The 17,010-nt window shown below is 55.7% G+C and carries 16 protein-coding genes and 1 riboswitch; of the genes, 9 read left to right on the top strand and 7 right to left on the bottom strand.

The annotated features are described in order from the left end of the window. Positions 1-50 precede the first annotated feature (50 nt). The gene (locus ABNS66_RS11120) at positions 51-1,514 is read left to right on the top strand and encodes an alkaline phosphatase PhoX (RefSeq protein ID WP_286838922.1); all 1,464 of its coding nucleotides are present in this window, start codon (positions 51-53) and stop codon (positions 1,512-1,514) included. Positions 1,515-1,588: 74 nt separating this feature from the next. Here the strand turns inward: ABNS66_RS11120 and ABNS66_RS11115 are convergent, their stop codons facing one another. Both ABNS66_RS11115 and ABNS66_RS11110 read right to left on the bottom strand, forming a co-directional pair. Then, entirely contained in the window at positions 1,589-1,882 is a 294-nt protein-coding gene (locus ABNS66_RS11115; protein WP_286838921.1) for a Dabb family protein, read from the bottom strand. 75 nt (positions 1,883-1,957) lie between these two features. Continuing rightward, entirely contained in the window at positions 1,958-2,317 is a 360-nt protein-coding gene (locus ABNS66_RS11110; RefSeq protein WP_204995175.1) for a helix-turn-helix domain-containing protein, read from the bottom strand. A gap of 148 nt (positions 2,318-2,465) precedes the next feature. On the opposite strand from ABNS66_RS11110, the gene ABNS66_RS11105 reads away from it, so the two are divergent. After that, positions 2,466-3,050 carry an NAD(P)H-dependent oxidoreductase gene (locus tag ABNS66_RS11105; RefSeq protein ID WP_286838919.1) on the top strand — a complete coding sequence of 195 codons (585 nt, stop codon included), beginning with the start codon at positions 2,466-2,468 and terminating at the stop codon, positions 3,048-3,050. Between the two features lie 24 nt (positions 3,051-3,074). Next, positions 3,075-3,614 carry a redoxin domain-containing protein gene (locus ABNS66_RS11100; RefSeq protein ID WP_286838916.1) on the top strand — a complete coding sequence of 180 codons (540 nt, stop codon included), beginning with the start codon at positions 3,075-3,077 and terminating at the stop codon, positions 3,612-3,614. A 65-nt stretch (positions 3,615-3,679) separates the two neighbouring features. Here the strand turns inward: ABNS66_RS11100 and ABNS66_RS11095 are convergent, their stop codons facing one another. The 3 genes from ABNS66_RS11095 to ABNS66_RS11085 form a co-directional block, all read right to left on the bottom strand. Next, the gene (locus ABNS66_RS11095; RefSeq protein ID WP_286838914.1) at positions 3,680-4,543 is read right to left on the bottom strand and encodes a phytanoyl-CoA dioxygenase family protein; all 864 of its coding nucleotides are present in this window, start codon (positions 4,541-4,543) and stop codon (positions 3,680-3,682) included. Between the two features lie 101 nt (positions 4,544-4,644). Further along, complete coding sequence (locus ABNS66_RS11090; protein WP_286838912.1) at positions 4,645-5,673, bottom strand: AraC family transcriptional regulator; 1,029 nt, start codon at positions 5,671-5,673, stop codon at positions 4,645-4,647. Positions 5,674-5,722: 49 nt separating this feature from the next. Then, on the bottom strand, positions 5,723-6,868 hold the full coding sequence (locus ABNS66_RS11085; protein WP_286838909.1) for an SRPBCC family protein: 1,146 nt from the start codon (positions 6,866-6,868) through the stop codon (positions 5,723-5,725). Between the two features lie 132 nt (positions 6,869-7,000). On the opposite strand from ABNS66_RS11085, the gene ABNS66_RS11080 reads away from it, so the two are divergent. From ABNS66_RS11080 to ABNS66_RS11065, 4 genes are all read left to right on the top strand, one after another. Continuing rightward, positions 7,001-7,600 carry a TetR/AcrR family transcriptional regulator gene (locus tag ABNS66_RS11080; RefSeq protein ID WP_286838907.1) on the top strand — a complete coding sequence of 200 codons (600 nt, stop codon included), beginning with the start codon at positions 7,001-7,003 and terminating at the stop codon, positions 7,598-7,600. 96 nt (positions 7,601-7,696) lie between these two features. Next, positions 7,697-7,924, top strand: a riboswitch (cobalamin riboswitch). A gap of 184 nt (positions 7,925-8,108) precedes the next feature. Then, a complete protein-coding gene (locus tag ABNS66_RS11075; protein ID WP_286838905.1) occupies positions 8,109-12,554 on the top strand; it encodes a cobaltochelatase subunit CobN in 4,446 nt (1,481 codons plus the stop codon). 22 nt (positions 12,555-12,576) lie between these two features. Then, positions 12,577-13,020 (top strand): MotA/TolQ/ExbB proton channel family protein, encoded by a 444-nt coding sequence (locus ABNS66_RS11070; RefSeq protein ID WP_286838903.1) that lies wholly within the window; start codon positions 12,577-12,579, stop codon positions 13,018-13,020. A gap of 4 nt (positions 13,021-13,024) precedes the next feature. Beyond that, a complete protein-coding gene (locus tag ABNS66_RS11065; protein WP_286838901.1) occupies positions 13,025-13,330 on the top strand; it encodes a DUF2149 domain-containing protein in 306 nt (101 codons plus the stop codon). A 16-nt stretch (positions 13,331-13,346) separates the two neighbouring features. Here the strand turns inward: ABNS66_RS11065 and ABNS66_RS11060 are convergent, their stop codons facing one another. Together ABNS66_RS11060 and mltF are read right to left on the bottom strand one after the other, a co-directional pair. Beyond that, positions 13,347-13,625, bottom strand: coding sequence for a hypothetical protein (locus ABNS66_RS11060; protein ID WP_348655323.1), 279 nt, complete (start codon positions 13,623-13,625; stop codon positions 13,347-13,349). Positions 13,626-13,784: 159 nt separating this feature from the next. Next, the gene (gene mltF, locus ABNS66_RS11055) at positions 13,785-15,149 is read right to left on the bottom strand and encodes a membrane-bound lytic murein transglycosylase MltF (RefSeq protein WP_286838896.1); all 1,365 of its coding nucleotides are present in this window, start codon (positions 15,147-15,149) and stop codon (positions 13,785-13,787) included. A 202-nt stretch (positions 15,150-15,351) separates the two neighbouring features. On the opposite strand from mltF, the gene ABNS66_RS11050 reads away from it, so the two are divergent. Both ABNS66_RS11050 and ABNS66_RS11045 read left to right on the top strand, forming a co-directional pair. Beyond that, positions 15,352-16,011: a carboxylesterase gene (locus ABNS66_RS11050; protein ID WP_286838893.1), complete on the top strand. Its 660-nt coding sequence runs from the start codon at positions 15,352-15,354 to the stop codon at positions 16,009-16,011. Positions 16,012-16,150: 139 nt separating this feature from the next. Continuing rightward, entirely contained in the window at positions 16,151-16,507 is a 357-nt protein-coding gene (locus tag ABNS66_RS11045) for a DUF3127 domain-containing protein (protein WP_286838890.1), read from the top strand. The last annotated feature ends 503 nt before the right edge of the window (positions 16,508-17,010 follow it).

Below are 17,010 nucleotides of genomic sequence, written 5' to 3'. Positions count from 1 at the left end.
AAATACAAGTAGTAGAAAATAGTAGTTAGAAAACTAGAGGGGAAGGTTGGATGAATCCATTACTTAAAGAAGCGGAGCGCAAGGGCTGGTCGCGGCGACTATTTCTGCGCAACCTGTTGTTCTCGGCAGGCAGTGTTGCCACGGCAAGCTGGTTGACCGCCTGTGGTGGCAGTTCGTCCAGTTCCAGCAGCAATGGTAGTGCGACGTTCTCCAGTAAATTTCGCAACATAGGCCCTCTGCAAGAGCCCAATGACGACGGCATTCGCCTGCCTCTGGGGTTCACCTCCCGTCAGTTGGCGGTATTTGGCGAGCCGCCGGTGCCCAGTGTTGACCCGCTGTTCTTCTGGCATTCAGACCCCGATGGCGGCGGCACATTCAGAACCGACGACGGTGGCTGGATCTATGTTAGTAACTCCGAAGCGCGCGACCTGACAACGATCCGCGACCAGGACCCGACTGGTGAATTCCGACGCAATCTAGACCGCGATACCGCCGCGTTCTTGCCGCCATTTTTCGGCGGCGGGGTCAGTGCCTTGCGTTTTGATGCGGCGGGTAATCTTGTCGATGCCTACCCCTGCCAGCGCGGTACCACCACGAATTGCTCTGGCGGCGCCACCCCCTGGGGAACCTGGATTAACGGCGAGGAAATCTGGGACGGTAAGATGTTTGAGTGCAGCCCGCTTCGCGACGGCGGCGAGGCCGTTGAGCTGCCGTGCTTCGGCCGCAAAGCCCACGAAATGGTGGCGGTTGATGCCGAGCGCCGAGCGATTTACCACACCGAAGATATCGACACCGAAACCGACCGCTTTTACCGCACCGCCTGGACGAGCAGCAGCTGGCCGGTAGCCAATGAACGCCCCGACATGGCTGCCGGAAAACTGCAGGTGCTGTATGTGCCTGCCGGCATTGATGCCGCGCGTGCTGGCCCGACGCCGATTGTATGGAACGATGCCATTGACGACGGCCGCGCTCAGCCTGCTACGGTGGGTGAGGTCGACGCCACGATCTTTGGAGGCAATGAAGGGGTTTGGTACCTCAATGGCTTTATCTTCTTTTCCACGAAGAGTGACGACAATATCTGGGCCATTGATATTGACGGCGAAACCATCGAGAGCATCTACGCCCCTCGCGATGACGTGGCAGGCTCCCCCTTCGACAATGCCGAAGAGCCGCTGACGGGGGTGGACAATATTGCCATGACGCTGGACGGTGAAATGCTGGTGGTGGAAGACGGCGGTTTTATGCGCTGCATGGTGCTGTTGCCGGACCGAACCACCATTCCGCTGTTACAGCTTCCCGGCAACCCTAACCTTACCGAGGTGACCGGCATTGCCATTGCCCCCACTGGGGACCGCTTATACGTATCCGGGCAGCGCAGCCGTCCTTTAGGCTTGTTGCCGCCGGAATTGGAACCCGGTTCGCCCATTCCAACCCGCGTGGCAGGCGTTACCTATGAAATTCAAATGCCGTTCAAAGTGAGAGTGGATCGTCCGCTGGCGAAGGCATTGAGCTAACGACAATTGCTGATGTTCGATAGGCCGCATACAGCGGCCTTTTTTATGATTAAAACTGGTTTATATCGGCCTATTTAGAACTCAATTTGTACCGACTGGAAGGTGTCGAGAATGGGGCTTGCCACCTCTTTCATAAAGCGCTGGTGGCTGGGGTGAGTAACATAGGTTTTTAAGTCAGCCTCGCAGCGAAACTCAGCCACTAACGCGTAGTCGGCATTGCCGCGATACAGTTTTGCATCGGGGCCAAAGTGGTAGGAGACGATCTCTGGAATATCTTCTGGAAGTCGGGCTAGCCCCTGGCTAACGGCGTCTATTTCAGTTTTCGTGGTTTCGGGCTTCCACGTGAGGAGTACGATGTGTTTAATCATTTTAATCCCGTAAACATAGTGGATGTGCGTGCCTGGGCGTCTGTGTTGCTGCCGCAGACCCATTCGCGATGGTAGTTAAGTAATATTGTTGGACTCCGACCATATTCGCAGATCGTCCAAAATTTTCAGCGCACTGCGGCCGAAGTCTGTCAGCGCATAATTGACGGCGATCGGGCGCTCGCTGATCACGGTACGCGTCACCATGTTGCGCGCTTCAAGCTCTTTCAGGCGTTGATCTATCATCTTCTTACTTGCCCCGCCGAGCATTCGTACCAGGTCATTAAACCGTACTGGACCGTCTTTTAGGTGGTAAATAATTGAGCCAGTCCATTTTCCACCAATCACCCTCATGCCGCGCTCAATCGAGCAGGGCTCCAGGCAGGCATCACTGGCGGTTCGGCGGCCTCGTTCGTCAACGTTCACCCGTGCTTTCATTGTGTGCTTTCCCCGTTCTTCGCCCAACTGTACCCGTTGGGCTGATGCAAAGGTAACCAAAAGGTAACTGGTTGTTTTTGGTAACCACTGCCGATATCGTCCTCTCATTGCTTGGCTTAATCAAGTCCTGACCTGACTGGAGGGTTTCATGAGTAATATTCTGATTATCAATGGGCATCAGCCCTATGACTTCGCAAAGGGCGAGTTAAACGCAGCCTTCGTTGCCGCCGCTGCAGCCTACTTTGGCGAGCGCGGCGACGCCGTTCGCCAGACGGTTGTTGCCGATGGCTACAATGTTGACGAGGAGGTAGCTAACCATCAGTGGGCAGATGTTGTGCTGATGCAATTCCCCGCGAACTGGATGGGGGTACCCTGGTCTTTCAAAAAGTACATGGACGAGGTGTATACCGCAGGCATGGATGGGCGACTCTGCGAAGGGGACGGCCGCAGCGCCGCTGAGCCCAAGCGCAACTATGGCACTGGGGGAGTGTTGGCGAACACACGCTACATGTTGTCGGTGACGTTCAATGCCCCAAAAGAGGCCTTCGACGATCCCGCTGAGCCATTTTTTAGCGGCATGAGTGTTGATGATTTACTCGCACCAGTTCATTTAAATATGAAGTTTTTTGCCGCGACGCCGCTGCCGACTTTCTCTGCGCACGATGTGATGAAGGCGCCTGATATCGACAGTGACTTTACGCGTTTTCAACGCCACCTCGCCACTCACCTTTAATGGTTTTACCTGGGAGATGCCATTATGACAACGCCTAAGCTCGAAGCGGGTATGCCTTTTCCGAGCATACACGTTACCGCCGAAGATCAAACGACTCGCGATATTACTGCGCCACAGAATGGGTGTGACTGGATGATGATTGTCGTCTATCGCGGCAAGCATTGCCCTCTGTGTACGCGGTACTTGAACAGTCTGGAGGAGGTCAGAGAGACGCTCAAAAATAGTGGGGTAGATATGGCCGCGGTGTCCGCCGACAGCCCCGAGCAGCTGGCAGCGCACAAAGCCGAACTCAAGGTTAACTTCCCCCTGTACACTGGCTTGTCTGTCGAGCAAATGCAGGCCCTGGGCCTGTATATTTCTGACCCGCGATCAGCGCAGGAAACCGACCATCCCTTTGCGGAGCCCGGTATATTCGTTATCAATGCTGAGGGCCAGCTACATGTGGTGGATATCTCAAATAACCCCTTCGTTCGCCCAGAGATAAGCACCTTGGTTTCCGGTTTGCGCTGGATACGAGACCCGGACAACAACTATCCGGTAAGAGGTAAGCGAGCCTATCAGTGATACGGTTGAGCAAATGCTAACTGAAAAAGCGCCGGTCACCGTCGGCGCTTCTATCACCGAGTAAATTACGCCAGGCCCTCTAATAATCGCTTTGGATGCTTGCCATCGACCATGCCCATAAATGGGCCATAAATTGAGTAGCCCAGCATCCGTTTAATATCTTCTGAACATTGTGCCACGCGCTTCAGTGGTATAGATAAGCTGAAGTTTTCCTGAGTACGGCAGTAGCCCTCACAATACTGCGCAGTGATAGCCAGCCGTGAGGACGAGGAACGGTTCGCGCCGCCGCCATGCCACAGCGTTCCGAGAAAAAACACCACTGAGCCTGCGGGCATTTCGCAGTGAATTTGCCGGGACAGCTGCTCGTCGGTGGGGCCACCCTCTCCCCATTGGTGAGACCCCGGAATCACCACGGTGCCGCCATTTTCTGTCGTGAAGTCATCTATCGCCCACACAGTCGCGGCGCCTAGTGCCTGCCGTGGGCGCGGCAGAGCGTAAAAAGCATCGTCGGTGTGTATGGCCTGCTGGCTCTCTCCCGGCAAAATGTTGATGACTTGTAACTGTGACAAGAGATAGCCCGGCTGAAAGAGGCTGTCGAGTAACGCCAGAATAAGTGGATGCTCGACTAACGGGTTACAAACGAAAGTCTTCGCAATAACGGAATACAGTCGCTGGGTCAGCGCTCCCTCAAAGTCATTGCGGCCCGTGCTGTCCAGGAGGGGAGACACCTCTTGTCGAATTTCATGCAGTTGTTCAGCAGAAAGGACGTTGGGGATAATAACGTAGCCATCTCGCTGAACTGCGGCCAACTGCTTATCCAGCATGTGTCGATCTACTTTGCTCAATGCATCGGAGGCCGATTTTTTGTACTTACGAGCGGTCTCAGAAGACACATAGCTGTCAAAGTTTTTTTGCTTGGATGTCGTCATCGCCTTTTCCTCTGAATCGATATTTGTTGGCCCTTAGGTAAGCCTTCGATGCAGTGTAGGCGGCAGTCGCTGCGGGAAGAATGTTTAGGCGTTGCAAGAATTTAGCATTTCGTCGCATTTTGCTGCGCGATCTTTCTATAGTCGGCGGGGCTGATTCCCATCCAGCTTTTGAAAGAGCGGCTGAATGATCCGGTTTCTGTGTAGCCGAGCTGTTCGGCAATTGCTTCGATAGAGGCATCGCTATTTACCAGCTGATACAGCGCTTTGTCGCGGCGCACTTTAGCGAGGATGGTCGAGTAGCTCGTGCCTCTGGCTTTGAGGTGGCGGGCCAGGGTGTGTTTCGACACACCCAGTATCCCCGCTATTGCAATCACGTCTGCGTCATTGTTCCCCAGGCGGTGAGAGATTTCTGCGTACACCCGCCGGGTGAGGTCATCATCGTCAGACCAGTACAGGAAATGCTCCATAAATCGCTTGCTGTAGTCATCCGCATTCAGCGATGGGCGCACCGCAAAGGCCAGCGCCGCCGCTTGAAATTGCAAGCGTGTCGAGGCCGCACCAAAGCTCGGTACGGCGCCATAAAGATAGGCAAACTCGCGGTCGAAGGGCATTGCGTCAAACTGGAAGTGCAGCGAGCGGATGGGCAATTGTTGCCCCGCCAGCCAGCTGGGAATCTTCACCAGTGCCATCATTATGGTTTGTTGAAACATAGGACTGGTCGTACGACCGTTAATGCGCCTGAGCTCGATACAGTGCTGGCTGCGTAACTGCGACAAGTCCAACAGAGTTTGCTCGGCATCGAGAAACAGGCTGTAAAAGCGATTGTAGTTTTCCAGGGCGCTGTACAGGTCTGGACTGTGCACCAGCAGATGGCTCAGGGTATTCAGGCTTCCTCGCGGCACGGGTCGCGGCAGGAAGCCCAGCATTTCGTCATCTAATTGCTCGGCCAGACAGCGGTGCAAGCTGCGATATTCGTTGATGCTGACTCTTTTCTTACTCAGCAGGTCGGATACCAAGCCCTTCAGTGAGGAATTTGCCAGCTCCTGTGGCGGCAGGTGTTCGACCATCTGCGCGATAAACTCGCGGGGAATGGTCGGCATGTGCAAATAGCTACGAGCGCGTGTATTCATATCACCTCGGAAACAGAGGCTGCGTTCTTATCGCAACCCTGTGTTATCGCTATTCTGGCGAGAGTCGATCACTGATTTGCTGGTTGAATACCGCCAGTGCCCCTTCAAACCGGCCGAAGTTTAGCGCTTCGTTTGCGCCTGAACGCAGCCCCTGTTGTATGCTCTCGCCAATTTCAAAATCCTCGCTGAGCGTTTTCACGGTTATCGCATGATTTTTCGCCCAGTGCGCCAGGTCTTTGTCCGTTTCGACGCGGTTTGCCGGCACCAGTGTACACAGCCGCATGCGCGTAGACGACGCGCTGAGTGGCTCAAAGTGCACCCATCCAATATGGTCAGACTGCACCAGGAGCTGGGTGGTTGGGAACAAGGTGTAGACCACCTGAGCATGGTCGCGCAGCTGCCAGTCAGCTTCAGCTTGCGTGCGCAAATCGGCCATTGAGCGTTTGGCAAGTATGGAGCGCAGGTGCGGCCCGCTGCTTTCGTAGCTCGATAAGTTGTCAAAGAAGTAAGGCGCGATGGTGTTTCGGTGGGCCACGCGGAAGTGATAGGCCTCTATGCCGCCCTCCACCAACAACTTCCAATTCACCTCACGGGTTTGCTCCTCTACGTGGAGAAGCTGCAGCGACTCGCCGCCAAACCATGAAAAGTCCGGGGCATAGTCCTGCAAAAAGGCGGGGATATCCGGCGCTTCTTCGCCGGCCGGATTTACCCACAGCCAACCACCAAACTCGCTGCAACCAAGTCGTTTTAAGCCGTGCTGAGCGCGGTCCAGATCGGGGAAGCCCAGCTTTTGATGGGGTACACCAATAAGCTCGCCGCGGTTGTCCCAGGTCCAGGCGTGGTAGGGGCAGGTGAAGCGGTGTTTGCAGCCAGATTGTTCATCTACCAATCGCGTGCCCCGGTGGCGGCAAACATTTAAAAAAACATGCACGTGGCCATCGGCATCGCGGGTGATCAGCAGAGGTAAGCCGGCCAGTGTGCGGCGCAGAAAAGCGCCGGGTTCTTTCAGCTCGCTGCTGTGCACCAGAGGCTGGGGTAGTCGCCGGAAAATGGCGGCCTGTTCCCGCTCGAAAATCGACGCCGAATAGTAGTGCTCAACAGGGTTATGGCTAACGCTGTCGTCAAGAAAGGCGGACTTTTCTTCATTGAGTTTCAGCAACTCGTTAATGCGGTGGATTTCAGTTGTGTGTTTCACGCTGCGACCCCTTGCGATTTACGCGGCTTACCATGTGGTAAGTGAAACCATACTTACCACATGGTAAGCTGTCAAGCGGCAATAGAGTGTGGCAAACAGCCCGTTTGAAAAAAACAGTAGGAGCGCATGGCGATGAGTGAGGCAGCGGATACGCGACAGCAATTTTTGTCGGTGGCAACACGTCTGTTTGCCGAGCGCGGTTTCTATGGCACCAGCATTGCGGCCATTGCCGACGAGTTGCCCTATACAAAGCAGGCCCTGCTTCACCACTTTGGCAGCAAGGAAAAGCTATACGGCGAAGTGCTGAAAGGAATTTCTGACCAGTTGATGGCAGAACTAGAGGCAGCGGGCGATGCCACAAGCGGCGAGGGTAGCAGTGCCTTGGAAGACACGCTGATACGCTTTTACCGCCTGCTGGAAGGGCAGACCTACAAAACGCAGCTGCTAATGCGCGAACTCCTGGACAATAAACACCGCGCAACCTCTGCCAATGTTTGGTACCTGCGGCCATTTTTGGAGTCGCTTATCGCGTTGGCCAAGCAGGCCTCGCCTTCCACCTTTTCGTCCGATGCCCAGGCCTTAATTTCCGTGTATCAGCTGCTGGGAGCGATGAATTACTTTCTGGTTTCCGAGCCGACATTGAGCCAGATGTTTGGTGAGGAAATGTATCGCGAACTGCGCAGCGGCTACGAGGAAAAACTCAGAGTATTGATCTCGCAAGCCATTGGCTGACCCACACAAATTTCGCGCGATTAAATATCGCCTGGCGTCTGCTACCCGGTACTTAGTGCCCGCGCCTTTGTCTTGACCGAGTTAATTAAGTCGGTATGATCGCTCCCTGTTCCAGGTGCCCAATTGTTGTTTTACTTGGGTTAAACGGGAAACAGGTGCGCATACTGTGCTGATTCTGGCCATGCATGCTAGCCCTGTGCTGCCCCCGCAACGGTAATCAGAAGTAGTTTGGCACGGCCACTGTCTCACGACGGGAAGGCGTCAAACATTTGGAGAGATCCACTTCTGTAAGCCCGGAGACCGGCCTGAACACAGTGCGTAGTTGCGGTGGGCGACGTAGCAGGGTCAGTTTTCCCTTCTAAATTCCTCCCTTTTCGACAACCGCGTTTTATCAATCACATGCGGGTGGGCATGCGAGCGCAATAGCTGGTTATGCCAGTTGTCGAGACGTCCACTTGCACGCGGTATCACGGCCTTACTTTGGCTGCCGTACAGGAAGGGACTTCGGGTGAATCAGCATTTTAACAAATGGCACTGGACTAAGGCGTTACTGGTATTCCTCCTCGCACTGACAGCGAGTATGTTGTGCTCGGCGGCGCAGGCTAGCCTGGTGATCGTCTCCGACCGCTCTTCCTCGGTGCTGGTGGCGGGTGCTCACCGCTATCTTGATAAGAAGCCGCAGGCGGATATAGCGATTCGCACTGTTAGCCAAGTAGAGCGCCTGAACGACGCAGATTTACAACAGCTGCTGCTGAGTCATCATTCCTTACTTCTCGCCGGGGTGTTCGGCGAATCCGTCGAACGCCTGCTGGCAATGGCGTATCCGCGCGGTCAACGCCGCTTTGTATTGCACAGTGACAACCGGCTTATGGCGCTGCAGCGTGATGCCAATGGGCAGCCGTTTTCCAGCGCCGTTAGTCAGCAGTTTGTGGGCAGCGAGGGCTTAGCGCTGGATGCTGATTCACTGGCGGCCAGTCAGCAAAAATTTCCTGAGTACAGCGCGTGGTTGCAGGCACGGGCGTATTGGATTCACCGCTCGGCGGTGAATGCCGAGTCATTGATTGCGCTGCTGAATGACGGTGAGGCCGCAACACTGCGCGAACAGGCGCCGCTGCGTTTGGCCTTACACAGCAAACAAGGGGAGCGTTGGCTGATGAGTGACGAGCTGGATAAATCACTGTCTGCCGATAAACCCATTGTTTGGGTGCTCGACCACAACACCGGCGATCTCAACGGGGAATGGGCGTTGCATCGCGCCATTTGCGCAAACCCGCAGTGGCAGTGCGTCTCGTTATTGGCGGCATGGGGTGAGCCCAGCGTCGACGCTGTAGATACCATCGCAACGCTAATGGCTGGCAAGCGCGCGGCGACGCCCTCGGTCATTATTTCTCTGCAGGACTTTGTCGTCGGCGGCGGTGAAGGTCGCCAAGCGGTTCTCGATGCACTGCAAGCGCTTAATCTGCCTGTGTTGAAAGGCCTGCGGGTGCTGGACTGGGGCTATAGTGACTGGCAGCTTTCCGCTCAGGGTTTGCCCGCAGATTCGGTGCACTACCGGTTGGCCATGCCTGAACTACAGGGCATTGGACAGGCGCAAATTCTCTCGCTGGCGTCAGACTCCGGTATCGACCCGGCCACCGGTGCCAAGCTGCGTCGCAGCGAAGTGGTGGGCGCTGAGTTGGCCCGGCAACTGCGGCGGGTAGAGCGTTGGTTGGCGCTGCAAAACAAGCGCAACGTCGATAAACGGATCGCCATTGTCTACTACAACCATCCTCCCGGTCGCCACAATATCGGCGCAGATAATCTCAATGTGCCCGACAGTTTGCTGGAGATGCTGAAGGCATTGCAGTCTGCGGGCTATCACACCGGAAAGCTTCCAGAGAGTACCGAGGCCTTGCTGAGTTTGCTGCAGGAACGGGGGGTGAATTTACCCGAAGACCGTCAGGCATTGGCGGAGATGTCTGGCAAGGTCGCCAGCCTGAGTGCAGACGACTATCGGAAGTGGTTTGCCACGCTGCCCAAGGTTGTGCAGCAAGAAATGGTGGCTGGCCCGCTGGGAGAGTTACACCAGCGCATGGTGAGTCAGCTTGAGAGGCTCAGCGCACTTCAGGATTTTCGCCTGCGCCAGAAACGTTTAACGCTACTCACCGAGAGTATGCACAATACCGTCACGAATCTTCACCACGCCCTCGATGGTGTGCGTCAAAAAAGCCGCAATCGGGCGCTGGATTTATTGGAGCAGCTAGAGCGCGAATACCAGACGCAAATTGATGCCGTGGCCAGTGGTGGCCAGGCGTCATGGCAGGCCACCGAGGCGCGGGTGGCGGCGCTGGTTGCGCTGGGCATTGAAGGCATTCGCGGCTGGGGCGATGCCCCCGGCAAGGTAATGGTCTGGGACGAGCGTTTGCTGGTGCCCGGCGTTCGCTTTGGCAATGTCTTCGTCGGCCCGCAGCCACCGCGGGGCTGGGAACTGAACGAAGAGCTGTTGCACGCCAATTTGAGTTTTCCGCCGCCGCATCAGTACCTGGCGTTCTATCGCTACTTGCAGGATGACTTTGGCGCCGATGCGCTGGTGCATGTGGGTCGTCATTCCACCTACGAGTTTTTGCCGCGTAGGGGTGTGGGCCTGGGGGAAGACGACTACCCGAGCATTATCGCGGGTGATTTGCCGGGGGTGTATCCCTACATCGTCGATGGTGTTGGCGAGGGGATTCAAGCCAAACGCCGTGGCCTGGCGGTGATGGTGGATCACTTAACACCGCCTCTGGCAGTCACGGAGCTTTACGATGAGCTATTGGAAGTGCGGCAGTTAGTGGAGAGCGCAGAGGCCGCGAGTGACCCGTTCACCCGCAGCGGCGCACTGGCGCAGCTCAGGGCGAAAATCGATGAATATGGCCTGCGCGATGAGCTGGAAGCGTCTATGGACGAAGAGCTAAAAGTGCGAGGTATCGGTTTTGAAGAGATTGATGAAGAGCTCTTTCTCCACGAAGTCGGCCACTACCTGACCCATGTTCAGGAAGACTTTATGCCGCTGGGCCTGCATGTATTGGGTCGCGACTGGAGCACGGCCGGTGTTGATACCATGTTGGCTTCGATGGCGGACAGCGGCGCGACTGAGGCTGAAAAAACGACGTGGCGGCGAGACCTGACGCGTTCTCCCCAAGCCGAGATGACCGCGCTACTCAATGGCTTGAATGGGCGCTTTGTTGCGCCGGGTAAAGGCAACGACCCGATTCGAACCCCCGAGGCCTTGCCCACGGGACGTAACTTTCACGCCCTGGACGGCAGTCTTATTCCCAGCAAGCTCGGCTATCAGGTTGGACGCCAGCTGGCTGATCAGGTGCTTCGCGGCGAGCAAGGCGACGAGGTTCTGCTGCGTGAAAACGCCCAGCGCGTTGCCGCCAAATTCGGCGAAGCGGGCCCCGCTAATAAACAGGGCGTGATTCTTTGGGCCTCGGATGCGGTGCGGGACGAAGGGGCGATGGTGGCCTTTGGCCTAAAGCTGCTGGGTATGCGGCCGGTGTGGAACAGTCGCGGCATTGTAAAAGGGCTGGAGCGCATCGAGCTTGGCGAGGATCAGCCCCGGCGTATGGACGTGTTGTTTACCGCCTCTGGGCTGTTTCGCGATTTATACGGGCGACACATGAACTTGCTTGATCGCGCCGTGTTAATGGCGGTGGATGCCAGCCGCGACATCATCGCAGAGCGATACCCGAATTTACGGCCCGCCCTCAATGCCGCGCTGGCGCTGATCGAAGATACCGCAGCCGGTGGTCGCGAGCCGCTGGAGAAAAACCAAGTGGCGACTAACTGGGTGGTAGAGGCGCGCGCGATGCTCGCCGCGCAGCCGGGGATGGGTGCCAGTGAAGTGGGGCGGCAAGCCAGCCTGCGCGTCTTTGGTATTGCGCCGGGCGGTTACGGCGCAGGTATTAACCGACTGGTTGAGCGTTCAGGTGCCTGGCAAGACCGGAAGGAGCTGGGTGAGGTCTACCTCAAGCGCATGGGGCATGCCTTCGGCGTGGGTTTGCAGGGCGACGCGGCGCAGCAGGTGTTTCGCGACCAGCTGGCGGGTGTATCCAAAACCTTTCTCGGGCGCGCCAGTAACCTCTATGGTTTGATCGACAATAACGACGCCTTCGACTACCTCGGCGGTTTTAATTTGGCCGTGGAAACCGTCACCGGTCGACAGCCGGAAAGCGCCGTAATCAATCATGCCCGCAGCGATGCGCTGCGTATGGACAGCTTACAGAAAACGCTCGCCACCGAGTTGCGCGGTCGTTTCTTCAATCCACAGTGGATCAAACCCCTAATGGAAGAGGGCTACGCCGGTGCACGCACCATGGGCAGTGAATTCGTCGAGTACCTCTGGGGCTGGGAAGTCACCAGCCCGGAGTTAATCAGCGACGCGGTGTGGAGCGAACTAAAAGACGTTTACATCGACGACAGCCGCGACCTTGGGCTGGATACCTTCCTGAGCGAAGGTGATAAGCGCTATGTACAAACCAATATTTTGGCGGTGATGTTGGTGGCCATCGACAAAGGGTTTTGGCAGGCCGGTGAGCAAACCACCGCCCAGCTCGCCCAGCAGTTTGCCAGCAATATTATTGAGCACGGCAACCCTGGCAGCGGCCACACCCATGCTAATCACCCAATGTATGAGCTAGTAAAAGCCCAGCTCAGCGCCGAGCGCGCAGCGGAGCTTGAGGCCGTGTTGGCGCGCAGCCGCACGGTCGCCGAGCAACCGGCTGCTCAGCCCAGCACCATTCGTGAAGTGCAAGTGGCGCCGAGTGAGCTAGCGCCGGACCAGCATGCCGAGGAGTTGTCGGCAGCGAAGGGTGACGGTGAGCAGGCTGAGTCGGCGCGCAGTGGCATGTCGCCAACATGGTATTGGCTGCTGGCAATGGTCGTCGTGTTATTTGGTGTGGGTATTCGCCGCGGTTTGCGCGCTAATGCGTAACCGTTAGAAAAGGAAAGTCGCTATGTTTTCGAGTTTATCGCTGGATGCTTTACATACGTTATCTGGCCTGCTGTTAGAGCCTGTGGTGTGGGCACTGTTGCTTATGTTGGCTGTGGCCGTGTTTGAGTGTGGCCTGGCGCTGGGTGAGCGCTTTGGCGGCATTGCCCGCATGAGCCGCGCCGGGCTACTGGCAACGGGGCGGCGGCGCATTGAGAGGGCAGATTTTGTCACGCGACTCTCGCCCATGCTCGGCCTCATGGGCACACTGATTCCATTGGGGCCAGGGCTGGCCGCGTTGGGTGAGGGCGACTTGCAGGTGCTTACCACGGCGATGATCACGGCCTTTGATACGACGGTCATTGGCTTGTTGGCGGGCATGATCGGATTTGTACTTGGCCGCTTGCGCCGCCGCTGGTACGACCGAGCGCTGCTGGCACTAACGCCGTCGACAGACGCAGGGGAATAGCACAATGGATGATTGGCGGCGCAGTCACTTCTTTGAGCACGATGACGACCCACTGGGGCCCATGGCGAACCTGGTGGACATTATTCTGGTATTTGCCTGCGGTTTGATCGCCGCACTCGTGGCCTATAGCCCCGAGCTACAGCAGCACTTTGACAGCACACGCCAGCAACGGGATTTATCGCTGGGTGAAGAGCTGCCGCAGGCGCCGGACAGTATCCAGTCAAAGCTGCAAGACGGCAGCGGCTACGAATCTCTGGGCACTGTATATCGCGACCCGGAAACCGGGAAATTGATTCTGATCGGCGAGTGAAGCGGACTGCAACGGCCTATTTGTTGCCCCAGATTTTGGCCACCGCGCTATCTGAGCCTAAGGCGCCGACAAGCAGCGAAACAAAGCCGATACAGAAAAATACGACGACGGGAACCAGCGCGCCAAGCTGGTCACTGTTGAGTGCCGCTGCAGCGGAACCCAGCGATAACAATACAAACAATGACCCCACGATATTTAAAATCACCCGATGAGAGGGCTTATAGTTAGCTGGCTCCTCAGTCGTTTCAAAAACTTTAAGAATTGGCCAGAAAATTTTCTGCAATATTGATTTCACGCGTGCCCGCCTCAAACCCAAGGATACCCCTATGCTAGCAAATAAAGGCGGACTAAACGTGAACGCAGGCGTGAATTGGCACTGACCTACCGCCACCATCCTGCAAGGCCGCTATAGAACGTGTCGCGCTATTGCTGCGAGACGCTGTGGCTTCGCATCCTACTCATCATACCCTTTAATAATGTCTTCGTAGTTCCTTATCCGCTGTACATAGCGCACCGGCTCCAAGCCCCGTGCATAGCCATATTTCAGGTCTTTGTAATAGCGCTTATCCGACAGCAACGGCAGTACCTCTCTCATATCTGACCATCGCGCGGGGTCCTTGCCTAATTTGCGAGCCAGGGTTTGCGCATCATGCATATGAGCACGACCGATATTGTAAGCTGCCAATGCCATATACGTGCGATCTGGCTCTGGGATAGTGTCGTCAAAGCGCTCTCGCATCTTGTGCAGGTATAGCGCGCCAGCGGGAATGGCCTCTTTAGGGTTCAGGCGATCTTTAACACCCAACGACTTTGCGGTGTTTTGCGTCAGCATCATAATGCCACGCACCCCGGTGGGGCTTTTGGCTTGAGCGTCCCAATGAGATTCTTGATAGGCTTGCGCGGCGATAAGGGTTTCGTCGAGGTTGTGTTGTTTGGCGGCATTCGCAAAGATCGACTCATACTTGGGCAGGCGATCTTCAATGCGTTTGACTAGCGTGCGTATATCGACAAAGTCGAACTTTTCTATATAGCTGTAGTAACGGTCGTGGACTAACTGGGCAGTGGCCTTGCCGGTGTTGCTGTTCAGCCAGGTGTTCACTGCAGATTTGAGAGACGAGCTGCCTTTGGGCATCATCCAAGCCTGTGACTTGGCTTGGCTCACATCGAGCATTACAACCAGCTCCGGCATAAAACGGCGGTTCACATCGACGATATTGGAATCGGCAACCGTACAGTCAATTTTGCTGTCCCACACTTTTTGTAATAAGGCTTCGGTGCCTGTTTGGGTATTACTTTTCCAGCTCAATTGAGGGTTACTAAGCTTTAGGGATTGCAAAGTCTCTTCGTAGCTGCTGCCAGCAACCACTTCCAGCGAGACCTTATGAAGTTGATCTAGCGACTTCGCCACGTTCCCGCCGCGACGGCATACCAGTTGTTCGGTAACACTCTCTATCTGCTTGGAAAACAGGAACTGGGCTTCCCGTTGATCGGTTACCGTGAGCCCTGCGGCTGCCATATCGGCTTTTCCCGCTTTGAGAGCATTAAGGGTGTCGGTAATGGTTTCCTCAAGCACGACCACCAATTTTACCCCGAGGTGTTCCGCAAACGCCTCCGCCATCTGATATTCCGGCCCAGCGGCGTGGCTATCTTTATCCAGGTAGTAAATCGTAGGCGCGTTGCGCATCAGTACCCGCAGCTCCCCCGAGGTTTTAATGTCACTGAGTGTTCGGGGCTCGCTAGTGGTGGTCGATGTGCCGTCGTGACTACATGCGATTAAGCCGAGGCACGCAAGGGCTGCGAAAATCAAACGTGTGCTCATTAATAGGCCTTATGGAGTTATTTTCTAGCGCTACGGAATAGGACGCTGTTCCGATTCTGTGGGTTTCCTGGTGTACATAGTGCCGCCTGCGGGTTCTCTCCTGCTCATTCTTTATGTGGGGCCGTAAGCTATTGTAGAACAGGCTGGACTAGTCTGGACGTGATATTCTCCCCGCAACGGATAAACCCTAAGGAGCTGCATTTTGCTCAAATGTGAAGTAATAGAACCGCAAACGAAGGCCGATGCTGCCGTCATTTGGCTACATGGCCTGGGTGCCAGCGGCCACGACTTTGTGCCGGTGGTGCCTCATCTTGGCTTACCGGAAAATCACGGCGTGCGCTTTATCTTCCCCCACGCGCCGGAGATTCCCGTCACAATCAATGGCGGCATGGTCATGCCCGCCTGGTACGACATACTCGCCATGTCGCTGGAGCGCGAGATTGATACCGAGCAGATAGAAGCCTCCTCTGCGGCCGTGCGCGAGCTAATTCAGCGTGAACTGGATGCCGGTATTCCCAGCGAGCGCATCGTATTGGCAGGTTTTAGCCAGGGCGGGGCAGTGGTGTACCACACCGCGCTTTCCTACCCCAAACCGCTGGCGGGTTTGCTGACAATGTCTACCTACTTTGCCACCGCCAAAGAAGTCACCCTCTCGGAGGCAAACAAGGCCCTGCCTATCCACATTTTCCACGGCAGCCAAGACCCAATGGTGCCCGAAGTGATGGGCCATACCGCCGATCAAATCCTGCAAAGCATGGGCTTTAAACCCACCTACCGCAGCTACCCCATGCAGCATGAAGTCTGTATGGAGGAAATTGTCGACATCGGCAACAGTCTTAAAGCGTGGTTGGGGTTGGACTGAGGGGGTAGTCAGCGGGGATAGCCAGAGGGCGGCAATTAATCACGCTTGCTCCGTTGACGCCAAGTCTGGCGATTCAATCCGGCATTGGTACAATGCGTTTGGCCAACTGTGGCACACACGCAACCCCCGAGAGAGAAGCATGTCATACGAGCTCACCGGCAAAATTAAGCTGATTCAGGAAACACAAACCTTCAATAGCGGTTTTAGCAAGCGGGAAATGGTGGTCACCGTCGAAGACGGCAACTACCCGCAGGATATCAGCCTGGAATTCCTGAAAGAAAAGATCAGCCTGCTGGACAGCCTCAGTGTTGGGCAGATCGTTACCGTGAGCTTCGATATTCGTGGGCGCGAGTACAACGGGCGCTACTTCAATAATCTGGTGGGCTGGAAAATCCAGTCAGACGCCAGTGCCGCTGATAGTGAGCCTTACCCACCGGCAGACAACACGCCATACGACCAATCCTTTAGCAACACGGATGATGACATTCCGTTTTGATTCAGTGAGCCGCCGGAGTGCAGGAATAACCCCAGGGCGATAGGGACGCGGCAGTTATAGGTGGGTTAGAACCGGTATCGATGACTCTGACCCCTACAGATTCTCGTCGCGGTGCCTGCGCTTGTTAACGCTTTTTCTTATCAGGGCGCTGCGTTAATGCAGAACCAGATGACGTTTTGGCTGACTTGCTAGAACCTGAACTCCGCAGCGTTTTTGAGGCCGCACTGCCTGCCTTGGAGCTAGTTACCTTTTTTGGCGCCTTAGTTTGACTCAGGGCAGAGCCTGCTGCAGATTTTGCTGCCTTACTAGAGCTTTGACTCCGCAGTACTTTCGACGCTGCTGAGGCTGCTTTCTTGCTAGTTACTTCCTTTTTTGCCATTTTCACTCACCTCTGCCTGTTCTCGGAGACTTTTTCCAATCTCCACCGGGGAAGTATCATTAAGAACGAAAAATGCGAAAAGAGTTAATACAGCCGCGAATAGAAGAGCGCTGATGAATCCTCC

This window comes from uncultured Spongiibacter sp., from assembly GCF_964011655.1.
In the GTDB taxonomy this organism is placed as follows: Bacteria; Pseudomonadota; Gammaproteobacteria; order Pseudomonadales; family Spongiibacteraceae; genus Spongiibacter; species Spongiibacter marinus.
The sequence above is the reverse complement of the archived record's forward strand: the minus strand, read 5'-3'. Positions and strand labels throughout refer to the sequence as shown.